20 protein-coding genes are annotated in these 21,508 nt (G+C 75.6%); 16 read left to right on the forward strand and 4 right to left on the reverse strand.

Features of this window, described 5'->3' with window-relative positions:
- Positions 1–64 precede the first annotated feature (64 nt).
- The 7 genes from SH587_RS01770 to groL all read left to right on the forward strand — a co-directional run bounded on the left by SH587_RS01770 (position 65) and on the right by groL (position 8,260).
- Positions 65–775: a Crp/Fnr family transcriptional regulator gene (locus tag SH587_RS01770; protein ID WP_320668829.1), complete on the forward strand. Its 711-nt coding sequence runs from the start codon at positions 65–67 to the stop codon at positions 773–775.
- Complete coding sequence (locus SH587_RS01775; protein ID WP_320668830.1) at positions 776–1,333, forward strand: NUDIX hydrolase; 558 nt, start codon at positions 776–778, stop codon at positions 1,331–1,333. It begins immediately after the preceding gene.
- A 13-nt stretch (positions 1,334–1,346) separates the two neighbouring features.
- Entirely contained in the window at positions 1,347–1,745 is a 399-nt protein-coding gene (locus tag SH587_RS01780) for an ASCH domain-containing protein (RefSeq protein ID WP_320668831.1), read from the forward strand.
- Positions 1,746–2,528: 783 nt separating this feature from the next.
- Complete coding sequence (locus SH587_RS01785) at positions 2,529–4,205, forward strand: WD40/YVTN/BNR-like repeat-containing protein (RefSeq protein ID WP_320668832.1); 1,677 nt, start codon at positions 2,529–2,531, stop codon at positions 4,203–4,205.
- A 428-nt stretch (positions 4,206–4,633) separates the two neighbouring features.
- The gene (locus tag SH587_RS01790; RefSeq protein ID WP_320668833.1) at positions 4,634–6,127 is read left to right on the forward strand and encodes a WD40/YVTN/BNR-like repeat-containing protein; all 1,494 of its coding nucleotides are present in this window, start codon (positions 4,634–4,636) and stop codon (positions 6,125–6,127) included.
- Positions 6,128–6,291: 164 nt separating this feature from the next.
- Positions 6,292–6,591, forward strand: coding sequence for a co-chaperone GroES (gene groES, locus SH587_RS01795; protein WP_320668834.1), 300 nt, complete (start codon positions 6,292–6,294; stop codon positions 6,589–6,591).
- Positions 6,592–6,631: 40 nt separating this feature from the next.
- Positions 6,632–8,260: a chaperonin GroEL gene (groL, locus tag SH587_RS01800; RefSeq protein ID WP_320668835.1), complete on the forward strand. Its 1,629-nt coding sequence runs from the start codon at positions 6,632–6,634 to the stop codon at positions 8,258–8,260.
- Positions 8,261–8,267: 7 nt separating this feature from the next.
- Here groL and SH587_RS01805 read toward each other — a convergent pair whose 3' ends face one another.
- Positions 8,268–8,510, reverse strand: coding sequence for a hypothetical protein (locus SH587_RS01805; protein ID WP_320668836.1), 243 nt, complete (start codon positions 8,508–8,510; stop codon positions 8,268–8,270).
- Between the two features lie 187 nt (positions 8,511–8,697).
- Positions 8,698–10,413 carry an ATP-binding cassette domain-containing protein gene (locus SH587_RS01810; protein ID WP_320668837.1) on the reverse strand — a complete coding sequence of 572 codons (1,716 nt, stop codon included), beginning with the start codon at positions 10,411–10,413 and terminating at the stop codon, positions 8,698–8,700.
- Between the two features lie 118 nt (positions 10,414–10,531).
- Between SH587_RS01810 and SH587_RS01815 the strand changes: the two genes are divergently transcribed.
- From SH587_RS01815 to SH587_RS01850, 8 genes are all read left to right on the forward strand, one after another.
- A complete protein-coding gene (locus SH587_RS01815; protein ID WP_320668838.1) occupies positions 10,532–11,539 on the forward strand; it encodes an alpha/beta hydrolase in 1,008 nt (335 codons plus the stop codon).
- 10 nt (positions 11,540–11,549) lie between these two features.
- On the forward strand, positions 11,550–12,713 hold the full coding sequence (locus SH587_RS01820) for a winged helix DNA-binding domain-containing protein (RefSeq protein WP_320668839.1): 1,164 nt from the start codon (positions 11,550–11,552) through the stop codon (positions 12,711–12,713).
- A 66-nt stretch (positions 12,714–12,779) separates the two neighbouring features.
- Positions 12,780–13,460 carry a FadR/GntR family transcriptional regulator gene (locus SH587_RS01825; RefSeq protein WP_320668840.1) on the forward strand — a complete coding sequence of 227 codons (681 nt, stop codon included), beginning with the start codon at positions 12,780–12,782 and terminating at the stop codon, positions 13,458–13,460.
- Positions 13,457–13,942, forward strand: coding sequence for a hypothetical protein (locus tag SH587_RS01830; protein ID WP_320668841.1), 486 nt, complete (start codon positions 13,457–13,459; stop codon positions 13,940–13,942). Before SH587_RS01825 ends, SH587_RS01830 begins: the two co-directional genes overlap by 4 nt.
- Positions 13,939–15,444, forward strand: coding sequence for a GMC family oxidoreductase N-terminal domain-containing protein (locus SH587_RS01835; protein WP_320668842.1), 1,506 nt, complete (start codon positions 13,939–13,941; stop codon positions 15,442–15,444). Before SH587_RS01830 ends, SH587_RS01835 begins: the two co-directional genes overlap by 4 nt.
- A gap of 9 nt (positions 15,445–15,453) precedes the next feature.
- Complete coding sequence (locus SH587_RS01840) at positions 15,454–15,786, forward strand: hypothetical protein (RefSeq protein ID WP_320668843.1); 333 nt, start codon at positions 15,454–15,456, stop codon at positions 15,784–15,786.
- Positions 15,783–16,814 carry a hypothetical protein gene (locus SH587_RS01845; RefSeq protein ID WP_320668844.1) on the forward strand — a complete coding sequence of 344 codons (1,032 nt, stop codon included), beginning with the start codon at positions 15,783–15,785 and terminating at the stop codon, positions 16,812–16,814. Before SH587_RS01840 ends, SH587_RS01845 begins: the two co-directional genes overlap by 4 nt.
- Positions 16,815–16,897: 83 nt before the next feature.
- Positions 16,898–17,341 carry a MarR family winged helix-turn-helix transcriptional regulator gene (locus tag SH587_RS01850; protein ID WP_320668845.1) on the forward strand — a complete coding sequence of 148 codons (444 nt, stop codon included), beginning with the start codon at positions 16,898–16,900 and terminating at the stop codon, positions 17,339–17,341.
- On the opposite strand, the gene SH587_RS01855 is transcribed toward SH587_RS01850, so the two are convergent.
- Positions 17,338–18,621: an aminotransferase family protein gene (locus tag SH587_RS01855; protein ID WP_320668846.1), complete on the reverse strand. Its 1,284-nt coding sequence runs from the start codon at positions 18,619–18,621 to the stop codon at positions 17,338–17,340. The two genes, SH587_RS01850 and SH587_RS01855, sit on opposite strands and share 4 nt — an antisense overlap.
- Before the next feature lie 217 nt (positions 18,622–18,838).
- On the opposite strand from SH587_RS01855, the gene SH587_RS01860 reads away from it, so the two are divergent.
- On the forward strand, positions 18,839–20,443 hold the full coding sequence (locus tag SH587_RS01860; protein WP_320668847.1) for a PucR family transcriptional regulator: 1,605 nt from the start codon (positions 18,839–18,841) through the stop codon (positions 20,441–20,443).
- 169 nt (positions 20,444–20,612) lie between these two features.
- On the opposite strand, the gene SH587_RS01865 is transcribed toward SH587_RS01860, so the two are convergent.
- Entirely contained in the window at positions 20,613–21,473 is an 861-nt protein-coding gene (locus SH587_RS01865) for an NAD(P)H-binding protein (RefSeq protein ID WP_320668848.1), read from the reverse strand.
- Positions 21,474–21,508 lie beyond the last annotated feature (35 nt).

Raw genomic sequence — 21,508 nt, forward strand, 5'->3', positions numbered from 1 at the left:
GCGGCGGTCGTCCGCCGGCCCTGATCGTCCCCCGACCGACCGGCCGGTGTGGTATTTCCCTCTGGTGGGCGCGGCCGAGCAGGTACGAGATGCTGACCCGACGCTCGAGCTGCTCGCCCGGGTGCCGGTCTTCGAGACGATGGGCGCCGAGGAGCTGCGTCGCGTCGCCGAGGTCGCCGTGCCCCGTCGCTTCCAGCCGCAGCAGGTGATCTTCCGCGAGGGCGACCGCTCGGACACCTGCTACGTCGTCCGCGAGGGCCACTGCCGCGCCGTCCGCCACCACGCCGACGGCCGCGCGATCACGCTCGCCCACTTCGGCTCCGGCGACATCTTCGGCGAGCTGGCGATGTTCGACACCGAGACCCGCTCGGCGACCGTCGAGGCGCTCGACCGGGTCCAGGCGCTGGCGATCCTGGCCACCGACATGCGGCGGCTGATGCGCGAGCACCCGGAGATCTCCGCCAAGCTCGTGATCGCGCTCGGCCGGCGGCTGCGCGAGGCCAACGAGCGGCTCACCCGGCAGTCGTTCCAGACGGTCCAGTCGCGGGTCGCGGGAGTCCTGGCCGAGCTGGTCCGCCAGGCGCAGTCCGAGGGGGCCGGCGAGCAGGACGTCGAGGTGCGGATCACCCAGGCGGACATCGCGCAGCTGGCGGGCAGCTCGCGCGAGTCGGCCAGCCGCTTCCTCGCCGTGCTCGAGCGGGCTCACGTCCTGGCCCAGGGTCGTGGGCGGATCACCGTCCACGATCCGGCGGCGCTGAGCCGCTACGTCTACTAGATGAGCCGCGGACGCGGCCGGGGCAAGGGCAGCCCCGGGAAGCCCGGCGGCAAGGCCGGGTCCAGCCCCGGTGGCGGGTCGCGCTCGGCGCGCCGGCGGCGGCGGGGCCGCGGCGGCGGGCCGGCGGCGGCGCGCAGCCCGACCGAGCGCGAGTTCTCCTGCGGCGGCGTGGTCGTGCGCGACGGCCAGTGCATCGTGATCGAGCCGCTGCGGCCGGACAACCGGCGGGTGGTCGCGCTGCCGAAGGGCCATCCCGAGCTGGGCGAGGACCCACCGACCGCGGCCCTGCGCGAGATCTTCGAGGAGACCGGCGTCACGGCCCGGGTCCGCGAGCGGCTGGGCGAGATCGTCTACTGGTACCAGCGCGACGGCAAGCGGATCCGCAAGACCGTCCGGATCTACCTCTGCAGCCACGAGGACGGCGAGCCGACGCCGGACGGGGTCGAGGTCTCGGACGCCCGCTGGATGCCGCTGCGCGAGGCGCTGGAGGAGCTCAGCTTCCCCGGCGATCGCAAGATGGTGGCCGAGGCATTGGCCCGCACGACGGGCGGCCGTTAGGGTGCATGGGCCGATGCAGGTCTTGAACTTCTACTCCCGGATCTTCGCCGACCAGCTCAAGCGGGGGCGCAAGACGGCCACGATCCGCCTGGGGGACAAGTCGCACAAGTACCGCAAGAACCAGGCGGTGCTGGTGACGATCGGCTACCAGTTCTCCCCCCGCGAGAAGATCTTCGAGGCCGTGATCGACGCGGTCGACGTCAAGCGCGTCCGCGACCTCTCGCCGCGCGACATCGAGCACGACAACCCCGAGTTCCGCCGCCACGACGAGCTGATCCACTTCCTGGAGCAGATCTACGGCCGCACGGTCACCCAGGACGACATCGTCACCGTCGTCCGCTTCAGCCAGATCGTCAGCCAGCCGCCCGGCTACACCGACGCGCGGCTGGGCATCGGCGGGGCGCAGAACTAGCCGCCCGCCGACGGCGTCCACGGGCGCCGCCGCAACTCCAGGGAAGTCGTCGTGTTCTGAGGGCATCGGTCACGTGTGGTGGCCCCGTCGACGAGGAGCGTCGTGCGTTCACGAGCAGCGGGAGCGATCACCGTCATCGCGGCGATCGGGTGGTGCGGCGTCGCAGCGGGGGACGAGGTCGAGACGCCGTGGCGTGGGTGGACGGCGCTCGGCCGGCCGGCGGTCTCCGCCGCCGGCGCCGACCGGGCGCAGGGCTTGGCCGCTCGTGACGACCGCGTCCTGTTCGGCAGCGGGACCTCCTTCGCTGCGACCGATGGGCATCGGACCGTCGTCGGCCAGGCGCCCGTCGCGATCGAGTACGGCTCCTGGGCCCCGCCGCCGCGTCCGTTGATCCTCGCGTCGGGCCGGCTCGTCGTTACGGGAAGGTGCCAGGTCGCGACCTCCGACGACCTCGGCGGCCACTGGACGAGAGCGTCGATTCCGGCTTCCGCCTGCCCGGCCGGCAACACGGCCCCGGCCTTCGTCGACGATCGTCACGGCATCATGCTGACCAGCAGCGCGCCGGTCGCCTACGGGGTAGCGGTCCCGCTGGCCAAGCAGACCGGGCCCGGCGTGATCGCGACCTCCGACGGCGGCCGCACCTGGTCCGTCCTCCAGGCCCCGGAGGACGCGCCGTCATCCCGGACAGCGCCACGGACATCCGATCCGGGCCCGCCGCCGCCGCAGCCGCGTGTCGCTCCCCAGTGGGTGGCGGCAACCGGCGACGGTGCCTACGTCCGAGCGGTGCTGGCCCGCGTCGGAGAGTCGGCCTTCGGGGGCAACACCGTCCTGATCGAGCGGTCGGTCGACGGCGGCGCGACCTGGACGGCGGCGCGACTGCCGGTGACGTCCACCACGTCGTTCCCCCACGACGGTGCGATCACCCCGCCGGAGGAAGGCCCCGGCGGATCGCTGCTCTTCACCGTCGACAAGACACTGGTCATGGCCGACCCGGACCTCGCGAACGCCCGCCGCGTCACGACGCCGGGCAGCGCTCCCCGCGTGGTTTGCGATGCACGACGCCAGTGCCTTGTGGGGTACGACGATCCCGCGCGCGCCGGCGAGCGAGTCGCGGCGACGTTCGATGGGTCGACCTTCGGGGACCCGCGGCCCGGCCTGCCGCTGCAGGCCGTGGCGACCGGCGACGGCACGGTCGTTGGCCTGCGGACGAGCGGTCCAGGCGCCACGGTGCGGTCTCGGGACCTCGGCCGCAGCTACGACGACCTGCCGCTGCTCGACGACGGCGAGTGGCTGCGGGCGCCGCCTCCGCAGCTGGCGCGGCGAGTCGGGGAGCGGATCGACCTGACGGCCGACGGGTTGACGTGGCACAGCGTCTTGCGGCCGCCGTCCCCCAACCCCTTGGTCCTCATGCAGGCGGCACCGGGCGGTGCCATCGGCCTGACCAAGGACGGTCGCGTTTGGCGCCAGCGCGACGGTCGCTGGACCTCCTGGGACGCGTCGACGCTCGAGCCGACGGCGGTCGCGACGAGCGGACCGGCGGAGATCGTCGTCGGATACGGGGGGTTGCTGCGACGGACGCCGGAGGGGACGCGGCGAGTCGTCCGGGTGGGCGACGACGGGAGCGTCCACATCGGTGGGCGGCGAGTGGCGTCGGTGTCGGCGGGGGCGGAATGGTCGCTCGCTGCGCGTGGCCCCTTGGTGCTGGCCTGGGCACCGGTGCGCGATCGCGAGGGGAGCCGAACCAAGGACCTCGGCGGGCTGCTGCGATCGACCGACGGCGGGCGCAGCTTCCGACGGATCGCCAGCGCGCGGTCGACCGACGCGCTGCAGATCGTCGACGCGCGGACGGTCTATCGCACCGACCGTTCGGGGCTCTACGTCTCGCACGACGGCGGCCGCCGGTTCCGTCTGCGGAACCGCCTCGATCTGCTCCAGTCCGGATTCGACGAAGGCGGACTCGCCTTCTCGACGCCGCGGTCCGGGGTCGTCGGGCGGTCGGTGACGCGCGACGGCGGCAGGACGCTCACGCCGGTGCCGTTGGTGCCCGGCGGCGAGCGGCTTCTTGCCGCGCGCGGCGGTGCGGTCCTCGAGTCGGGACCATTCCAAGTGCCGATCGTGGCTCGTCGGCTGCTCGACAGCGCCGCCCGTCCGCGCGTGACGCTGCGGTTGCGGGGCGGAACGCGGTGGGCGCGCGGCGTCAGGTTCGCCGAGATCAGCGGGACCGTCAGCGACGTGCCCGCCGGGACGGTGGTCGACGTGGTCGCGGCGTCGACGCGATTGGGGATCCGCCGGCACCAGGCGGTCGACGCCTTGCGCACCGACGAGCGCGGCCGCTTCTCGGGCTCGATCCTGCTGCGGACCGCGCGCGATCGGCTGCTGCAGGCGCGGACTCCGGGGGTCGTGGGCGATGAGCGGACCGTGCTCGGAGCTCGCAGCCGCTGGCTGGTGGCGTCCCGATGACGGGCGGGTGGCGAACGCCGAGCGTCGTCGCGTTGCTGCTGGCGGCGCTCGCCCCGGCGTCCGTGTCCACGGCCGCGGTCCCGGCAGCAGAGTCGTGGTTTCGCGTCGGACCGCCTCCGGGGATCGGATCGCCGCTCGGGCTGGCGGCGGCGGGGGAGCGGGTCGTCGCGATCTACCGCGACCCGGAGCGGTTGGAGCCCGACCCGAACCGCGAGACCACCGCCGGATTCCTGACCCTCGGGCCGGAGGGGATGACGAGCGGGCGCTTCCCGACGGTGGCGGAAGTCGGTCCCGCGACCTTCTCGGGACCGACGACGGTCGTGGTCCCGATCGAGCCACGCAGGGGGTCGACCGGGGCGCTGCTGCGGTCGACCAACGGCGGTCGCAGCTGGCGTCGGGTCGACCCGACGCCGTGCGGCGACGATTGGGTGGCCGCGGCGCCGGTCGCCTTCGACGAGGACGGCGTCGGCTTGCGGGTGACGTCGACCGACGGCGGTTGCGTCTGGCGGTCGGAGGACCGCGGGCGCCGTTGGTCGGTCGTCGCCCGCGAGCAGCGGCTCGTCGCGCCGGTCGCGGTCGGCGGGCGGCAGTTCCTGGCGATCGGCGCGCAGTCCGGCGATGGAGGACCGCTGCGGCGCTCGGAGGACGCCGGCCAGACGTGGAGCACGATCCCGCTTCCTCCGGCACCGCCGCTCGGCAAGGTGCCGTCGGAGGTGGCGGTGGCGACGCGGGCGCGCGGTCCGGTCTTGGCCGCGCCAGGCGGACGCCACGTCGTCGCCGGGACGACCTCCGGCGCGGCGCTGGTCTCCGCCGATGGTGGGCGCTCGTTCACCCGGGTCCCCCTGGACGCGGCTGCTGGCCGGGACCTCAGCGGCAGCTTCGTCACGGCGATCCGCGCCCAGGCCGACGGCTCGGCGCTGTTCGCGATCGGTGGGACGGCCGAGGCGCAGTGCTTCCTGGTCCGCGACGTCGTCGCTACGCCGTATGCGTGCGGCCCGTCGGCCTTGCACGCAGGCACCGCGCCGGAGTTCCTCTTCGAGGCTGGTGGCGATCGGCCGGTGCTGGTTCGCCGCGACGGGGCGGGCGGCGCACGGCAAGAGCTGATCGGGGGGCGCACGGCGGCCGAGAATCGGGGCGACGGCCGGCTTGCTGCTTACGTGCGGGACGCGGTGCTGTGGGTCGCGCGCCGGCGGGGAGTCTGGACGCGGCTGCCGCTGCCTTCGGGGTTGAACCCACTGCGCGTCGCAGCGGTCGACGGCGCCCTGCTGGTGCTCGGCGACGACGGGCGCCTGTGGCGAGCCTCGCAGGGACGATGGCGGTTCCTCGTGCGCGTCCCCGGCCAGGTGTCGGCGATGGCGGTCGCCGATCGGGCTCCGTTGATCGCAGGAACGGCCGGGATCCGCCGCCTGTCCGGCGATCGGCTGCTTCGCGTCCGCGGGCCCCTCGCCGGGTTTCGACCGCGAGTGCTCGCGGCGAGCGGCCGGATCGCGCTGGCGGGCGACGGGGACGGTCGTCTGCGTCAGTCGCTCGACGGTGGCCGTCGCTGGAGCGCGGTCCGCGGACGCCTGGGCGGCCTCGAGTCGCTGACGGTCGCGGGAGCTCGTTCGGTCGTCGCCGTCGCCCGCCGACGCGTCTGGCGCTCGGCCGGCGCGGGAACGCGCTTCCGGCGAGGGCCGCGGCTGCCGATCTCGCCGAGCGTCGAAGCATCCGAACGGCCCGCGCTGTTGGCGTTCCAGGGCCGCCGGCGGGGCCTGATCGCGGCCTACGGGAACCTCTTCCTGACGACGGACGGCGGGGCCAGCGTGCGGCGGCTTCCCCTGCCCGACGGTGCGGGCCCGTCCGGGGTCTCCTGGTTGCGGGGCGGGCCGGTGGTCCAGGACGACCTGTCCCACGATCTGCTGGCGACGCGCGCCCTGCGCTGATCCGCCCGCCCTGAGCAGGCCCTTTTGGCACTCTTGTTGCGAGAGTGCCAACAACGGCTTGACGGCCGCCCGCCGTGAGCTACACTGCGGTTCCTCGTTGGCACTCTCGGCGTGAGAGTGCCGACAGCAGTCCGAATCGCAAGCAGCTCCCACGGAGGGAACGCATGTCCATCGATCTCAAGCCGCTCGGCGATCGCCTGATCGTCCGTGCCATCGAGGAGGAGCAGACCACCGCCAGCGGCCTGGTCCTGCCCGACACCGCCAAGGAGAAGCCCCAGAAGGGCGAGGTCCTCGCCGCCGGCGACGGCCGTTGGGACGAGGACGGCGAGAAGCGGATCCCGCTCGACGTCGCCGTGGGCGACAAGGTCCTGTACTCGAAGTACGGCGGCACCGAGATCAAGGTGGACGGCGAGGACCTCCTCGTCCTCCGCGAGAGCGACGTCCTGGCCAAGATCGCCGGCTGACGCCGCGAGCTTCCCGAGCTGAGAACAAGGAGCCACTGACATGGCACACAAGGAACTGAAGTTCGACAGCGACGCCCGCAAGGCGCTCGAGGCCGGCGTCGACGCGGTCGCCAACGCCGTCAAGGTCACGCTCGGCCCGAAGGGTCGCTACGTCGTCCTCGACAAGAAGTTCGGCGCTCCGACGATCACGAACGACGGCGTCACCATCGCCCGCGAGATCGAGGTCGAGGACGTCTTCGAGAACCAGGGCGCGCAGCTCGTCCGCGAGGTCGCCACCGCGACCAACGACGTCGCCGGCGACGGCACCACGACCGCCACGGTCCTGGCCCAGGCGATCGTCAAGCAGGGTCTGAAGAACGTCACGGCGGGCGCGAACCCGCTGGCGCTCAAGCGCGGCATCGAGAAGGCCGTCGAGCAGATCGTGGCCGCGATCGCCGACCAGTCGACCGAGATCGCCGGCAAGGACGAGATCGCCCGCGTGGCGACCATCTCCTCGCGCGACCCGGAGATCGGCGACGTCATCGCCGACGCGATCGACAAGGTCGGCAAGGACGGCGTCGTGAACGTCGAGGAGGGCCAGACCTTCGGCATCGACCTCGAGTTCACCGAGGGCATGCAGTTCGACAAGGGCTACGTCTCGCCCTACATGGTCACCGACCAGGACCGCATGGAGGCCGTGCTCGAGGATCCCTACATCCTCATCGCCAACTCCAAGATCGGCGCCGTCCGCGACGTGCTGCCCGTCCTGGAGCAGGTCATCCAGGCCGGCAAGCCGATCCTGATCATCGCCGAGGACGTCGAGGGCGAGGCCCTGGCGACCCTGGTCGTCAACAAGCTCCGCGGCACCTTCACCGGCGTCGCCGTCAAGGCCCCGGGCTTCGGCGACCGCCGCAAGCGGATCCTCGAGGACATCGCCATCCTGACCGGCGGCGAGGTCATCACCGAGGACCTCGGCCTGAAGATCGAGAACACCCAGATCAACCAGCTGGGTCGCGCCCGCCGCGTCGTCGTGGCCAAGGACAACACGACGATCGTCGACGGCGCCGGTGACGGCGAGGCCATCAAGGGCCGCATCAACCAGATCAAGACCGAGGTCGAGAACACCGACTCGGACTTCGACCGCGAGAAGCTCCAGGAGCGGCTGGCGAAGCTGTCCGGCGGCGTCGCCGTCGTCAAGGTCGGCGCCGCCACCGAGACGGAGCTGAAGGAGAAGAAGCACCGGGTCGAGGACGCCCTGCAGGCGACCCGCGCGGCGCTCGAGGAGGGCATCGTCCCGGGCGGCGGCGTGGCGCTGCTGCAGGCCGGCCTGAAGGTCGACGCCTCGGGCCTCGAGGACGATGAGGCGACCGGCGCGAAGATCGTGCTGCGCTCGCTGGAGGAGCCGCTCCGTCAGATCAGCTTCAACGCCGGTCTGGAGCCCTCGGTCGTCGTCAACGACGTCCGCAACGCCAACCCGGGGATCGGCCTCAACGCCGCCACGGGCGAGCTCGAGGACCTGGTCAAGGCCGGCGTCGTCGACCCGGCCAAGGTCACCCGCTCGGCGCTGCAGAACGCGGCCTCGATCGCCAAGAACATCCTCACCACCGAGGCGATCGTCGCCGAGGCCCCCGAGAAGGAGGCCGCCGGCGGTGGCATGCCCGACATGGGCGGCATGGGCGGCATGATGTGATCCAGCCTCACGGCTGAATCACGTCTGCTTCGCGCAGGCGAGAGTTCCACGGCGGCCGCCCCTCGGGGCGGCCGTTGTCGTTGGGGGGCCGGCCTGGTCCCCCGTCGATCCGCGCCAGCTCGTGCGCGGCCTCGCCCGGGATCAACGCGATCCGGAGCGCGCGGAGCAGCTCGCGCGCGAGCTGGCGTCCGGGGCCGTCGGCGGTCTGGACGCCGGTCGCTGCGGTGGTGAATGCGGTGGCTGTGGACATCTGGTTCTCCTCCCGTTGCCCGCGACCGCCGGTTGCGCAGTCGCCGTGAGGAGAGGCTGATCCGGCCCGCCGACGGAATGCAAGATGTCGACCAGAACGGGTGTTCGCCTCGGTGGCGCGCCGCTTGGTGTGCCGGCGGTACCAAACGGCGCGCGACCGCGCGGTCGGGCCGCCGCGACCGGTCCGGCTACCGCGACCCGACGCCGGCGGCCAGCGCGTCGATCGCCCGCTCCGGATCGGGGTAGGGCCGGACCGAGCCGTCGTGGGCCAGCAGCAGGAAGCGGTCGAGCCGGCGCAGGAACGCGCGATCGTGGGAGACGGCCACGATCGTGCCCTCGAACCCCTCCAGCGCCTGCTCCAGCGCCTCGCAGGAGTCGATGTCGAGGTTGTCGGTCGGCTCGTCGAGCAGCAGCAGGTTGCAGCCCTCCAGCTCCAGGCAGAGGATCTCCAGCCGCGCCTTCTGACCACCGGAGAGCGTGTCGTGGGTGCGGTCGGCGGCGTCGACCAGCCCGTAGCGAGCCAGCGAGGCCATCGCCTTCGCGCGGTCGGGCAGCCGCCGCATCACCACCTCGAGCAGCGACCCGTCGGCCAGCTCGGGCCGCACGTTGGTCTGGGTGAAGACGCCCGGGACGACCCGCGGGCCGACCACGATCCGGCCCTCGTAGGGCACCCGCGAACCGCCGTCGGTCGCGGGCTCCGCCGTCGGCGGCACGTCGGCCGGATCGCCGCCGGCCCCGGCGACGGTCGCCGCCGCCTGGCCGAGCAGCCGCAGCAGGTGGGTCTTGCCCGAGCCGTTGGGCCCGATCAGGCCGACCCGCTCGCCGGCGTGCAGCTCGTCGCTGATCGGCCGGGTCAGGTCGGGGATCCGGACCGCCCGCAGGTCGAGCACCCGCCGCGCCGAGTCGCCGCCCCGCAACCGGACCTTGATCGCGTGGTCGACCACCGGGGGCGGCGGCGGGCCGGCGGCCACGAACCGCTCCCAGCGGGCCTCGGCGACCTCGGCCTTGCGGGCCATCACCTCGCTGACGCGGGCCTTGACCTTCAGGTCCTTGAAGTAGCGGAACAGCCGCCGCTCCTCCTCCTGCCAGCGCTTGAGCGCGTCGCCGAGCCGTTCGTTGCGGGCCTCGCGCGCCTCCGGGTAGTCGGCGTAGGAGGAGCCGTGGACCCAGGCCCCGGAGCCCTCCAGCGTCACCACCATGTTCGACGCGCGGGCCAGCAGCTCGCGGTCGTGGCTGACGAAGAGGATCGTCTTGCGGCTGTCGCGGATCGCCTGCTCCAGCCGGTGCTTGGCCGGCAGGTCGAGGAAGTTGTCCGGCTCGTCGAGCAGCAGCGTCGGCGCGTCGCCGGCCAGCAGCAGCTCCAGCACCAGGCCCTTCCGCTCGCCGCCGGAGAGCGTCGCGGCCGACCGCTCGGCGACGTCGCGCAGGCCCAGGCCGAGCACCCGCCGGCAGGCCGCGTCCCAGTCGCCCTCCAGCTGGTAGCCGCCGCCCGACGACCAGGCCTCGATCTCCTCCGCGAACCGCATCCCCGCGGCGGCGGCGCGCTCGGGGTCGGGATCGGTGGTCTCCAGCTCGGCGGCGGCCATCCGCGCCCCGACCGCGGCCAGGGCCGGCGGCGCCACCGACAGCAGCAGCTGGCGGACGGACAGCTCCTCGCCGCGGTCGTCGGCGGTCGCCAGCCCGACGTCCTGCGGCATGTAGGCGATCTCGCCGGTCGCGCGGGCGTCGCCCTCGTCGGCCGGCAGCCGGCCGGCCAGGACCCGCAGCAGGGTGCTCTTGCCGACGCCGTTGGCCCCGACCAGCGCCGCGTGGCGGCCGGCGGGCACGCGGAAGTCGACCTGCGAGAACAGCAGGTCGCCGCCGGGGTGCGCGTAGGCCAGGTCGCTGACGACGATCGTGGACACGACCGTCGAGCCTGACAGAGGGCGGTCCGGCGGGGCCGGGCGCCGTCCCCGCCGTGCGGCGGGCGGGCCCGGTTCGAGCCCTCGGCCGCCGCTTCCTACGGAACAGTAGGCTGCGGCGATGACCGCGACCACGACCCGCCGTCCGGCCCGCGGCTGGCGGACCCCGCTGGTGAACGTCGCGACCCGCGCCGGGGCCAAGGTGCCGGGCGCGCTGTGGCCGCTGACGCCGCGCGGCGCCGGAGCGCTGGCGCGGCTGGCCGACGCCGCCTCGTGGATTCCACGGGTGGCGCGCGGCTCGCGGGTCGAGGTGGTCGCGGCCGGGCCGGGCCAGCCGCGGGCGACCTGGATCCACGGTCCCGGGGTCGACGACGACGCGCGGGCGATCCTCTACCTCCACGGCGGCGGCTTCGTCTTCGGCTCGGCCCGCACCCACCGCGCGCTGGCGGCGGCGATCTCGCGCGAGGCGGGCGCCCCGGTGCTGGCCGTCGACTACACGCTGCTGCCGCTGGCGCCGCTGCCGACCCCGGTCGACGAGAGCCTGGCCGCCTACCGCTGGCTGCAGGAGGAGCGCGGCGTCGCGCCCGAGCGGATCGTGGTGATGGGCGACTCGGCCGGCGGCAACCTGGCCTTCGCGACCGCGCTGCGGGCCGCCGCCGAGGGCCTGGCCGCGCCGGCCGCGGTGGCGGCGCTCTCGCCGTGGCTCGACCTGGCGCTCGACGGGCCGTCGGTGGCCGCCAACCGCTGGCGCGATCCGTTCATGCCGCTCGGGTTCCTGCGCCGCTGCGCCCGTCTCGGCGTCGGCGACGGCGACCCGCGCGATCCGCTGATCTCGCCGCTCCACGCCCCGCTCGCGGGGCTGCCGCCGGCGCTGATCCAGGTCGGCGGGCTGGAGATCCTGCTCAGCGACAGCGAGCGGATGGCCGAGCGGCTGGCGGCGGCCGGGGTGACGGTCGACCTGCAGGTCTGGGAGGGCCAGGGCCACGTCTTCCAGCTCTGGGCCGGCTGGCTGCCCGAGGCGACCGCCGCGGTCGCCGAGCTGGGGGCGTTCGCGCGCCGGGCCCAGTCCTCCGCGGCCGCGCCGCGGGCGGCGTCGGCCACCTCGGCGGCCGCGCGCGGGCGCGGGTAGGGTCGCGCCGATGTCACCCCTCGATTGGTCCCACGTCCTGGCCTGGCGGACGCAGCGCCAGCAGCTCGCCGAGCGGGCCCCGCGGGCGCGGGCGCTCGACGTCGTCGCCCAGGTCTGCGGGCTCCACGCGCAGCTGCTGGGCTCGGCCGAGCTGTCGCTCTGGGCGCGGGTCGACGGGCTCGAGCGGGGCGAGGTCGAGCGGTGGCTGTGGGAGCGGCGGACGCTGGTCAAGACCTGGTCGCAGCGCGGCACCCTGCACCTGCTTCGCGCGGCCGACCTGCCCCGCTGGTGCGCGGCTCAGGCGGCGCTGAAGCCGCGCTACGAGACCGGCGCCTGGCTGCGTCACCACGGCCTCGCCGCCGACGAGGCCGCGGCCCTGATCGCGGCGATCCCGCTGGCGCTCGCCGACGGTCCCCTGACCCGCGAGCAGCTGGCGGCGGCCGTCGCCGAGCGGACCGGGATCGCCGGCCTCGACGGCAAGCTGCGCGGCGGCTTCGGCGACTTGCTGAAGCCGGCCGCCTTCCATGGCGAGCTCTGCTTCGCGCCGAGCGACGGCAACGCGGTCCGCTTCGTCCGCCCGCGTGACTGGCTGGCCGAGCGGGTCGACGACTGGGCCGGCATCGGCGATCCCGACGGCCCGTCGCCGGAGACGGTCGCCGCGGCCAGCGCCTGGGTCGCCCGCGACTACCTGACCCGCTACGGCCCGGCCCCGCGCGAGGCGCTGGCGCGCTGGTTCGGCACCCCCTCGGCGGCCCAGGCGGGGCGCTGGCTGGCCGCGCTCGGCGACGAGGCCGAGCAGGTCGACGTCGCCGGCGAGCCGTGCTGGATCCTGGCCGCCGACCGGCCGGCGCTGGAGGCGGCCGCGCCGACCGGCGCGCTGCGGCTGCTGCCGGCCTTCGACCCGCACGTGATCGCCGGCCCGCGCGACCGGCCCGAGGCGCTCGACCCCGACCGTCGCGGCGCGGTCTTCCGGCCCCAGGGCTGGATCTCGCCGGTGGTGGTGGTCGACGGCCGGATCGTCGGGACCTGGAAGCACGAGCGCGCGGGCGAGCGGCTGGCGGTCGAGATCGTCCCGTTCGCGCCGCTCGCCGGCCCGCTGCGGGCGGCGGCCGAGGGCGAGGCCGAGCGGCTGGCGACGTTCCTCGGCGGCACGCTCGACCTCGACTGGGTCTGACGCGCGCGGGATCGCCCGCCCCACGGTCGACTGGACAAGAGTTCCGAACTCTGGAACAGTTGCCGTGTGGCGCGCGCCGATCTCCTTCCCGACCAGGTCTTCCGCGAGCTCGTCGAGGGGATCCTCGGCGGCCGCTACGCCCCCGGCGAGGCGCTGCCGGGCCAGCGCGCGCTGGCCGAGTCGTTCGGGGTCAACCTGGCCTCGCTGCGGACCGCGATCACGCGGCTCGAGTCGCTGGGGCTGGTCAGCGTCCGCCACGGCGAGGGGACCGTCGTCCGCGACTGGCGCGAGGCCGGGATCGAGGTCCTGGTCCACGCCGCCGTCCGGCCCGAGGGGCCCGATCCGGAGCTGCTGCTGGGCCTGCTCGAAGCCCGCCGGCTGCTGCTGACCGAGGCCGCCCGGCTGGCCGCCGAGCGCGGGGGAGAGGCGGCGATCATGCGGGTCGTCGAGCTGGGTGCGGCGGTCCCGCGCGAGGCCGACGACCGCGAGGCCCAGCGGCTCGACTTCGCGTTCTGGTCGGCGGTGGTCGAGGCCAGCGGCAACCTGGTGCTGGTCCTGATCCTGAACACGATCCGCCAGCTCTACCTGGCCCGCGGCGAGCTGTTCCTGGGGATCGTCGCCGACCGGGTCGCGCAGGAGCCGGCCTACGCCGCGCTCGCCCAGGCGCTGGAGGACGGCGACGGCGACCGGGCCGCGGCCGCCGCCACCACCCTCGCCGTCGCCCAGGAGCAGGGGCTGTGGCGATGAGCCTGCCGATCGCGAGCGTCCTCCGCAGCGCCGCCGCGGCGCTCGTCGGCCGCCGCGAGGGCCCCGCCGGCGCCCGCCCCGCCGGCCTCGGCCGCTGCTCGGGCGCGACCTTCGCCGCGCTGGCCGACAGCTTCGCCGCGCCGGCCGCCCCGCTGCCCGCCGCCACCGGCACCGGCCTCCGCGGCGACGCCCGCCGCTGGCTGGCCGCGACCCCGCCCGGCCAGCGGCTGGCGGTCCGGATCGCGCTCGTCGGGCTCGAGCTGCTGGGCCGGCTGGCCGCCCCGCGGGTCGGCTTCGCCGCCGCCTCGCGGACCGCGCGGCTGGCCCAGATCGACCGCCTCGGCCGGATCGTCCCCCCGCTCGAGGCCGCGCTCGACGCGCTCGGTCGGATGGCGGTCCTGGCCTACTGGAGCGACCCCGCCGTGCGCGCCGCGCTGGCCCGGGTCGATGCCGAGCAGGACGCCGCGAAGGAGCCGACGTGAGCACCACCCTCCGGACCGCCGTCTGCGTGATCGGCACCGGGCCGGGCGGGGCGCCCGTCGCCTGCCGCCTGGCCGAGGCCGGGCTCGACGTGACGATCGTCGAGGAGGGCGCGCGGGTCGACCTGGCCACCGCCGCGCCGCGCGCGATCGACGCCTTCGCCCGGCTCTACCGCGACGGCGGTCAGACGGTCGCGCTCGGCACGCCCTCGATCCCGATCCCGCTCGGGCGGGTGGTCGGCGGCACCAGCGCGATCAACTCCGGCACCTGCCTGCGGCCGCCCGACGCGGTCCTCGACGGCTGGGCCGACGAGCTGGGCCTGGAGCAGCTGCGGCCGGCGGCCCTGGCGCCCTACCTGGACGAGGCGAGCGCCGGCTTCGGCGTCGAGCGGGTCCCGCCCGAGGTCGCCGGCCGCAACGCCCACCTGGCCAAGCGCGGCGCCGACGCGATGGGCTGGCCCGGCGAGTGGCTGCCGCGCAACGCGCCCGGCTGCCAGGGCAGCGGCCGCTGCGTCTTCGGCTGCCCGGTCGGGGCCAAGCGCCACCCCGGTCTGGCCTGGATCGACGACGCGCTCGCCGCCGGCGCGCGGCTGCTCGACCGGACCCGGGTGCTGCGGGTCGAGGCCGGCGCCCCGAACGTCGTCCACGCCCGCGGCGCCGACGGCAGCCGGCTGCGGATCGAGGCCGAGCGGGTGGTGATCGCGACCGGTGCGCTGCTGACCCCCGGCCTGCTGCGGCGCAGCGGCCTGGCCGCCGGCAACCCGCACCTGGGCCGGCACCTGGCGATCCACCCCGCGACCGCCGCCGCGGCCCGCTTCGATGACGAGCTGCCGGACGTCCACCACGGCGTCCCCCAGTCCTACGGCGTCGACTGCTTCGCCGGCCGCGGGGTGATGCTGGAGGGGATCGGCGGCCCGCCCGAGTACCTGGCCTTCACGCTGCCGCTGCGGGGCGACGACCACCGCAGCGCGATGCTCGACCACCGCCGCTGGGCCCAGTTCGGGATGATGATCCGCGACCGTCCGGTCGGCCGCGTGGTCGAGGCCGGGGCCGGTCGCCTGCGCCGCACGGTCGTCCGCTACGACCTCCACCCGGCCGACCGCGAGGCGGTCGCCTTCGGGCTCGAGCGGCTGGTCGAGCTGTGGTTCGCGGCCGGCGCCCGCGAGGTGCTGCTGCCGGTCGCGGGGCTGCCGCCGCTGCGCGACGGCGACCTGCGGCCGCTCCACCGGCACCCGCTGTCGGCGGCCTCGCTGCGGCTGATGGCCTTCCACCCGCACGGCAGCGTGCGGCCGTCCGCCGACCCGCGCGACGGCGTGCTCGACCCCGACCTGCGGGTCCGCGGGACCGGCGGCGTCCACGTCTGCGACGGCAGCGCGCTGCCGGCCACGGTCGGCGTCAACCCGCAGCTGACGATCGTCGCGCTGTCGCTGCGGCTGGCCCGCCACCTGCTCGACCATCCCGTCCCGCCCGGCGCCCGCAGCGCCGCGGTCGCCGCCACCTCCTGAGGAGCCCGGATGTCGTTCCTGATCGACGGACCCGCCCTGTACCTGGCCGGCCGCCGCACCGCCCAGGCGGTCGACGACCCGGCCGCGGCCGAGGTGGTCGCCACCGCCACCGTCGCCGGCTTCCTGGCGGTCAGCGTGCCGCTCTACCTGAACCGGCCCTGGACGCGGCCGATCTGGCGGCTCTGCCGGGCCCGCAGCGGCCGCGACTGGATGATCAACTCCGGCCTGCTGCGGGTCGACGACGGCGCGGTCGGCCCTACCGGACACGTCATCGCGGCGGCCGCCTTCGCCACCTATCCCTTGTGGGCATGGCTGGGACTGCGACACGGGCGGCGGCGATGAGCACGGGGCTCCAGGTCCGCTGGCCGGACGTCGCGCCGCCGCGGGCCTTCTACGAGTCGCTGTTCCTGCGCGCGGTCGACCCGGCGACCGGCGAGGCCGTCTGGCTGCGCCACACCGTCCAGCACCGCCCGGGCGACCGGCCGGGCGCCGAGCAGGGCTCGGCGTGGTGCGTGGTCTGGGACGCCGACGGCACCCCGGAGGCCAGCAAGCGGACCTGGCCGGGACCGCGGCCGGGCGGTCCGGAGGGGCCGTGGATCACCGTCGGCGGCGGGCCGGACGCCGGTCCGGAGGAGGGTGGATCGGCGCTCGGTCCCGAGGGCGCCCGCGGGGCGATCACCGACGCCGCCTGGGACCTCCGGTTCGGCGCCGCCGACCCGGTCGGCCTCCGCCACCTGCCGTTCGAGCGGCTCTACGGGGCGCCGCTGCCGAAGACGAAGGTCACCTCGCCGCTGGTCGGCCTGGCGGTCAGCGGCACGGTCCGGGTCGGCGAGCGCGCGATCGAGCTGCGCGACGCGCCGGCCGTGCTCGGCCACAACTGGGGCAGCGAGCACGCGCACCGCTGGCTGTGGCTCAACGGCCTCGGCTTCCGCGACCGCCCCGACGCGTGGTTCGACGCCGCCGTCGCCCGGATCAAGGTCGGGCCGGTCGTCGTGCCGTGGGCCGGCGTCGGCGCCCTCCAGCTCGACGGCCGCCGGATCCCGCTGGCGCTCTCGGCCCGCCGCGGTCCGGGGCGGGTGCGGGCCCAGTCGCCCGGCCACCTGGTGCTGGAGCTGCCGGCCGCCGACGGGTCGCTGCTGGTCGAGCTCGACTGCCCGCCCGACCGGATGGTGGCGTGGCCCTACGCCCAGCCCGGCGGCGGCGAGCTGCACCACGCGCTGAACTGCTCGCGGGCCGCGGTCCGGCTGACCTGGAGCCCGCGGGCGGGGGCGCCGGTGGTGCTGGAGTCGCCGGTCGGTGGCGTGCTGGAGCAGGGCGTGCCCGAGCACGACCCGCACCCGGTGGCAGTGCTGCCCTTCGCCGATGGCTGAGCGCTGGAGCGGGTCGAAGGTGGAGGTCCGCGACGATCGGCGGCGGGATCGTCCGCGGTATCCTCGTTCCGAGGCCGTCTCCCGTGTCGCTCGCGCCCCCCACCTCGTCCGCGAACGCCGCCTGGCAGCGGATCGCCGAGCTCGTCGAGCTGCAGCGCTGCCGGGCCGCCGCCGTCGCGCGCGAGCTCGACCTGTCGCCGCCGCAGCTGTTCGCGCTCCGCCACCTGGATCCGGCCGTCCCGCGGCCGATGGGCGAGCTGGCCGGCGCGCTCGCCTGCGACAACAGCAACGTGACCGGGATCATCGACCGGCTGGAGCGCCGCGGGCTGGTCGAGCGGCGGCCGTCGCCGGACGACCGCCGGGTGCGGATCCTGGCCCTGACCGCTGAGGGCGAGCGGCTGCGGGCGGCCGTCGCCGAGCGGCTGGCCGCCCCGCCGGCGGCCTTCGACGGGCTCGACCCGGAGGAGCAGCGGCTGCTGGCCGGGCTGCTCGACCGGGTCCTCGCCGGCGTCCGCTCCTGCGGCTAGGCCAGCGCGCCGGCCGCCTCGGCCACCTTCTCGAGCCCGGCGTGGAGCGCGTCGCCGATCCGGGCGATGTCGCGCTCCTCGATCGTCAGCGGCGGCGAGACGGCGACGCCGCGGCCGAGCGGCCGCACCAGCACGCCGGCGTCGCGGCAGCCCATCTGCCAGATCGCCGGGGCGCCGGGCACCGCCTGCAGCACCTCGTCGCTGAGGTCGACGCCGGAGAGCAGGCCGAGGCCGGCGCGGACGTCGCCGACCAGCTCGTGGCCGCGCAGCGGGGCGACGGCGTCGGCCAGCGCGCCCTCCAGCTCGCGACCGCGGGCGATCAGGCCCTCGCCCTCGTAGAGGTCGAAGGCGGCCAGCGCCACGCGGGCCGCGACCGGGTGACCGGCGTAGGTGGCGCCGTGGCGCAGCACCGGGGCGCCGGGCTGGCCGGTGAAGAACGGCTCCGCGACCTCGCCGCGGACGAGCACCGCGCCGAGCGGCACGACGCCGCCGTTGATCCCCTTGGCCATCGTCACCATGTCGGGCACGACCGGCCAGCGGTCGATCCCGAGCCAGGTGCCGAGCCGGCCGAAGGCGCAGATCACGCAGTCGGCGATGAACAGCACGCCGTACTTGCGGCAGACGGCGACCGCGGCCTCGATGTAGCCCTCGGGCGGCAGGTGGACGCCGCCGGCGCCGATCACCGGCTCGCAGAAGAAGGCGGCCACCCGCTCCGGGCCGACCCGCAGGATCTCCTGCTCGAGCGCGTCGACGTCGTCGTGGGGGACGACCGAGGCGTCCGGGGCCTGGGGACCGAAGCCGCCGAGGTTGGCCGGGATCCCGGCGATCGCGGTCCCGAAGCCGTGGGTCCCGTGGTAGCCGTTGCTGCGGCTGATCAGGTGCACGCGCTCGGGCTGGCCGCGGTGGAACCAGGACGCGCGGGCGATCTTGGCGGCGCTGTCGATCGAGTCGCCGCCGCCACTGGTCAGGAACGCCTTCGCGCCGGCCTCGGGGAAGAACCCGGTCAGCCGCTCGGCCAGCTCCATCGCCGGCCGGTTGGCGTAGTCGCCGAAGGTGCTGTAGGCGTCGAGCTTGCCGATCTGGTCGGCGGCGGCCGCGGCCAGCTCGGGACGGCCGTGGCCGAGGTTGGCGAACCACAGCGCGGCGGTCGCGTCGAGGTAGGCGCGCCCGTCCTCGTCCCAGACGGTGACCCCCTCGGCGCGGTCGATCACGAGCGGCGTCGACGCGACGCTGCCCATGTCGGCGAACGGGTGCCAGAGGGCGCTCGTGGTCGGGGTCATCGGGGGGTCCTCCTCGGTCGGGGGTCGCATCGGTGGGGGATTGGGTCGAGCCTGTCGTCCCGGAGCCCGTCGGCACACCGGAGCCGCGACGAAGCTCGGCGTCGAATGTCGTCCGATCCACCACGACGGGTATCGCGTACGCCGTTCCAGCGGCGGAAGCCGGCCCCGCCGCCACGCCGGTTGCACGCGGATTCGCGCGGCGCGGGATGATCGCCGGGTGTCCACCGGCCCCTTCTCGCTGCGCGACCTGCTCGAACACCGCGAGCTGGGGCTGGAGCTGCTCGCCGGCGGACCGGCGGCCAGCGATCGCCGGGTCTCGGGCGCGCACTCGATCGAGCTCGCCCAGCCGGCCCGCTGGCTGGCGCCCGACTGGGTGATGCTGACCTCGGGCCTGCGGCTGGAGGACGACGAGCCGGCCCAGCGCCAGCTCGTCCGCGAGCTGCACCGCCACAGCGCGGCGGCGCTCGGCTTCGGGACCGAGCTGGTCTTCGACGAGGTCCCGCCGGCGATCGTCGACGAGGCCCGCGAGCTGGGCTTCCCGGTCTTCCGCGTGCCGCTGACGACGCCCTTCCGCGAGCTGATCGCGTTCGTCCACCGCTCGCTGCTGTCGAGCGAGATGCGGACCCTCCAGCGGCTCTCGTCGATCCAGCGCTACCTGATCGACGCGCTGCGGACGCCCGAGCCGCAGCCGGTCCTGGTCGAGCGGCTGGCGACCCTGCTCGACGGGTCGGCGGCGATCGTCGAGCCGGGCGGTCACGTGCTCCACGCCAGCGGCGCGCTGCCCGACGACCTGAGCGAGGCGCTCTTCGACCCGGCGGCCGGCGTCCGCGAGTGGCGGCTGGGGGCCTGGAGCGTGGTCGCCGCCCCGCTCGACGCCGACGACGCCGGCTGGGTGGTGCTGGCCAGCCGCACCCGCACGCTGGCCCCGCGGCTGAGCCGGGCGGCGGTCCAGGCGACGGTGCCGCTGGTGGCCGCGGCGGCGCGGCTGGAGGAGACCGTCCGCCAGCAGGACCGGGCGGTGCGGCGCTCGCTGCTGGCGGAGCTGCTGCAGCTGGAGGCGAAGGACGCCGGGGCGCTGGCGGCGCGGGCGGCGGCGCTCGGGGTCGACCTGGCGGTCTCGCACCGGGCGATCGTGGTCCGGGCCGAGGACGATGCGGACGAGGCGGCGCTCGACGCGGTCGAGGCGCTGGTCGAGGCCCGCCGCGGGGTCGGGCTGGTGTCCGTCGACCGCGGGCGGGTGGTGGTGGTGCTGGCGGGCGAGCCGACGGCGCCGTCGGGGATCACCCGCCAGGACGACGAGGCGGGAGCGCTGCCGGCGCCGGCGCCGGTCCTGCGCGAGGACGACCCGGCCGAGCGGCTGGTCGCCGACCTGCTCGAGGCCGACGCCCGGATCGCGGTCGGCCTGGGGCGGGCGTTCAAGGCCCCGTCGGGGGTGGCGGCGAGCGTCGCCGACGCCCACGTCGCGGTCGAGCTGGTGACCCGCGGCGACGAGCGGCGCTGGCGGCGGTTCGACGACCTCGACCTGACGGAGACGGTGCTGGCCCACGTCGACCGCCAGGCGATCGGGCCGAAGCTGGCGGCGCTGGCCGAGATCCTCGACTCGCGCCCCGGCCTGCGGGCGGCGATCCGGGCCTGGTTCGACGCCGAGCTGGACGTGCGCGCCGCGGCCGACGCGCTGCACCTGCACCCGAACTCGCTCCGCTACCGGCTGGGCCGCCTGGCCGAGGCGCTCGACCGTCCGCTGCGGGCGCCCTCGACGATCGCCGACCTGCACCTGCTGCTCGAGGCCGAGCGCCGCCACGCGCTCGACCCCGAGGAGTAGGGGGGGCCGCGGGGGCGGCGGGGCGAACGTCACACACCGCCCCCCGCTCCAGCCGCCGCGACACGTTCACCCCCGCCGGTGACGGGGAACGTTGCACGGCGCGGGAGGGTGGGGCGGGCGTGTGACGTTCGCCCCCCCGCGGCCCCGCCCTCGACCCGCCCCCGCCGCCTCAGGCGGTCACCAGCGCCCCGCGCAGGACGTCGGCCAGCCGCGCCGGGGTCCGGCCGGTCAGCCGCTCGACCACGTCGCTCTCGACGTCCAGGTAGCCCTCGCGGCCGGCGGCGCCGAAGGTCGTCAGCACCCGCACCAGCTCCTCGGGCAGGCCGTGCTGGCGCAGGCCCTCGGCGTAGCCCTCGTCGTCGACCGCGACCGCGGCCACCGGGCGGCCGCCGACCTCGGCGAAGATCGCGGCCCGCTCGGCGGCGGTCAGCCGCTCGGCGACGACGTCGTAGGCCTGGCCGGCGTGGTCGCCCTCGGCCAGGACCGCCGCCGCGACCGCCGCGGCGTCCTCGCGGGTGACGTAGCCGGTGCGGCCGTCGCCCTCGTTGCTGAAGAGCTGGCCGCCGGCCAGCGCGCCCTCGGCGGCGCCGACCTGCATCTCCGTGTAGAGGGCGTTGCGGAGGAACGCGAACGGCACGCCGCTGGCGCGGATCAGGTCCTCGGTCTTGCGGTGGTCGACGACGGCGATCGCCGGGTTGTCGGGCTCCGGCTTCGGGGCCGAGGTGTAGGCCAGCAGCTGGACGCCGGCGTCCTTGGCGGCGTCGATCGCCTCGGCGTGCTGGTGGACCCGGGCGCCGACCGCGTCGGTGCTGATCAGCAGCACCCGCTCGGCGCCGGCGAAGGCCGCGCGCAGCTGCTCGGGGTGGTCGAAGTCGGCCTGGTGGACGGTGGCGCCGCGGGCGGCCAGGTCGGCGAGCGCCTGCGGGCGGCGGGTGACGAGGGCGACGCGCGAGGGGTCGACGCGGTCGAGGAGCAGCTCGGCGGTGCGGCGGCCGAGCTGGCCGGAGGCGCCGGTGATGACGAGGCTCATGGGGGGCTCCTGGGATTCGTAATCGAGTCGGTTGC

The sequence above is a fragment of the Patulibacter defluvii genome, from assembly GCF_034096925.1.
In the GTDB taxonomy this organism is placed as follows: domain Bacteria; phylum Actinomycetota; class Thermoleophilia; order Solirubrobacterales; family Solirubrobacteraceae; genus Patulibacter; species Patulibacter defluvii.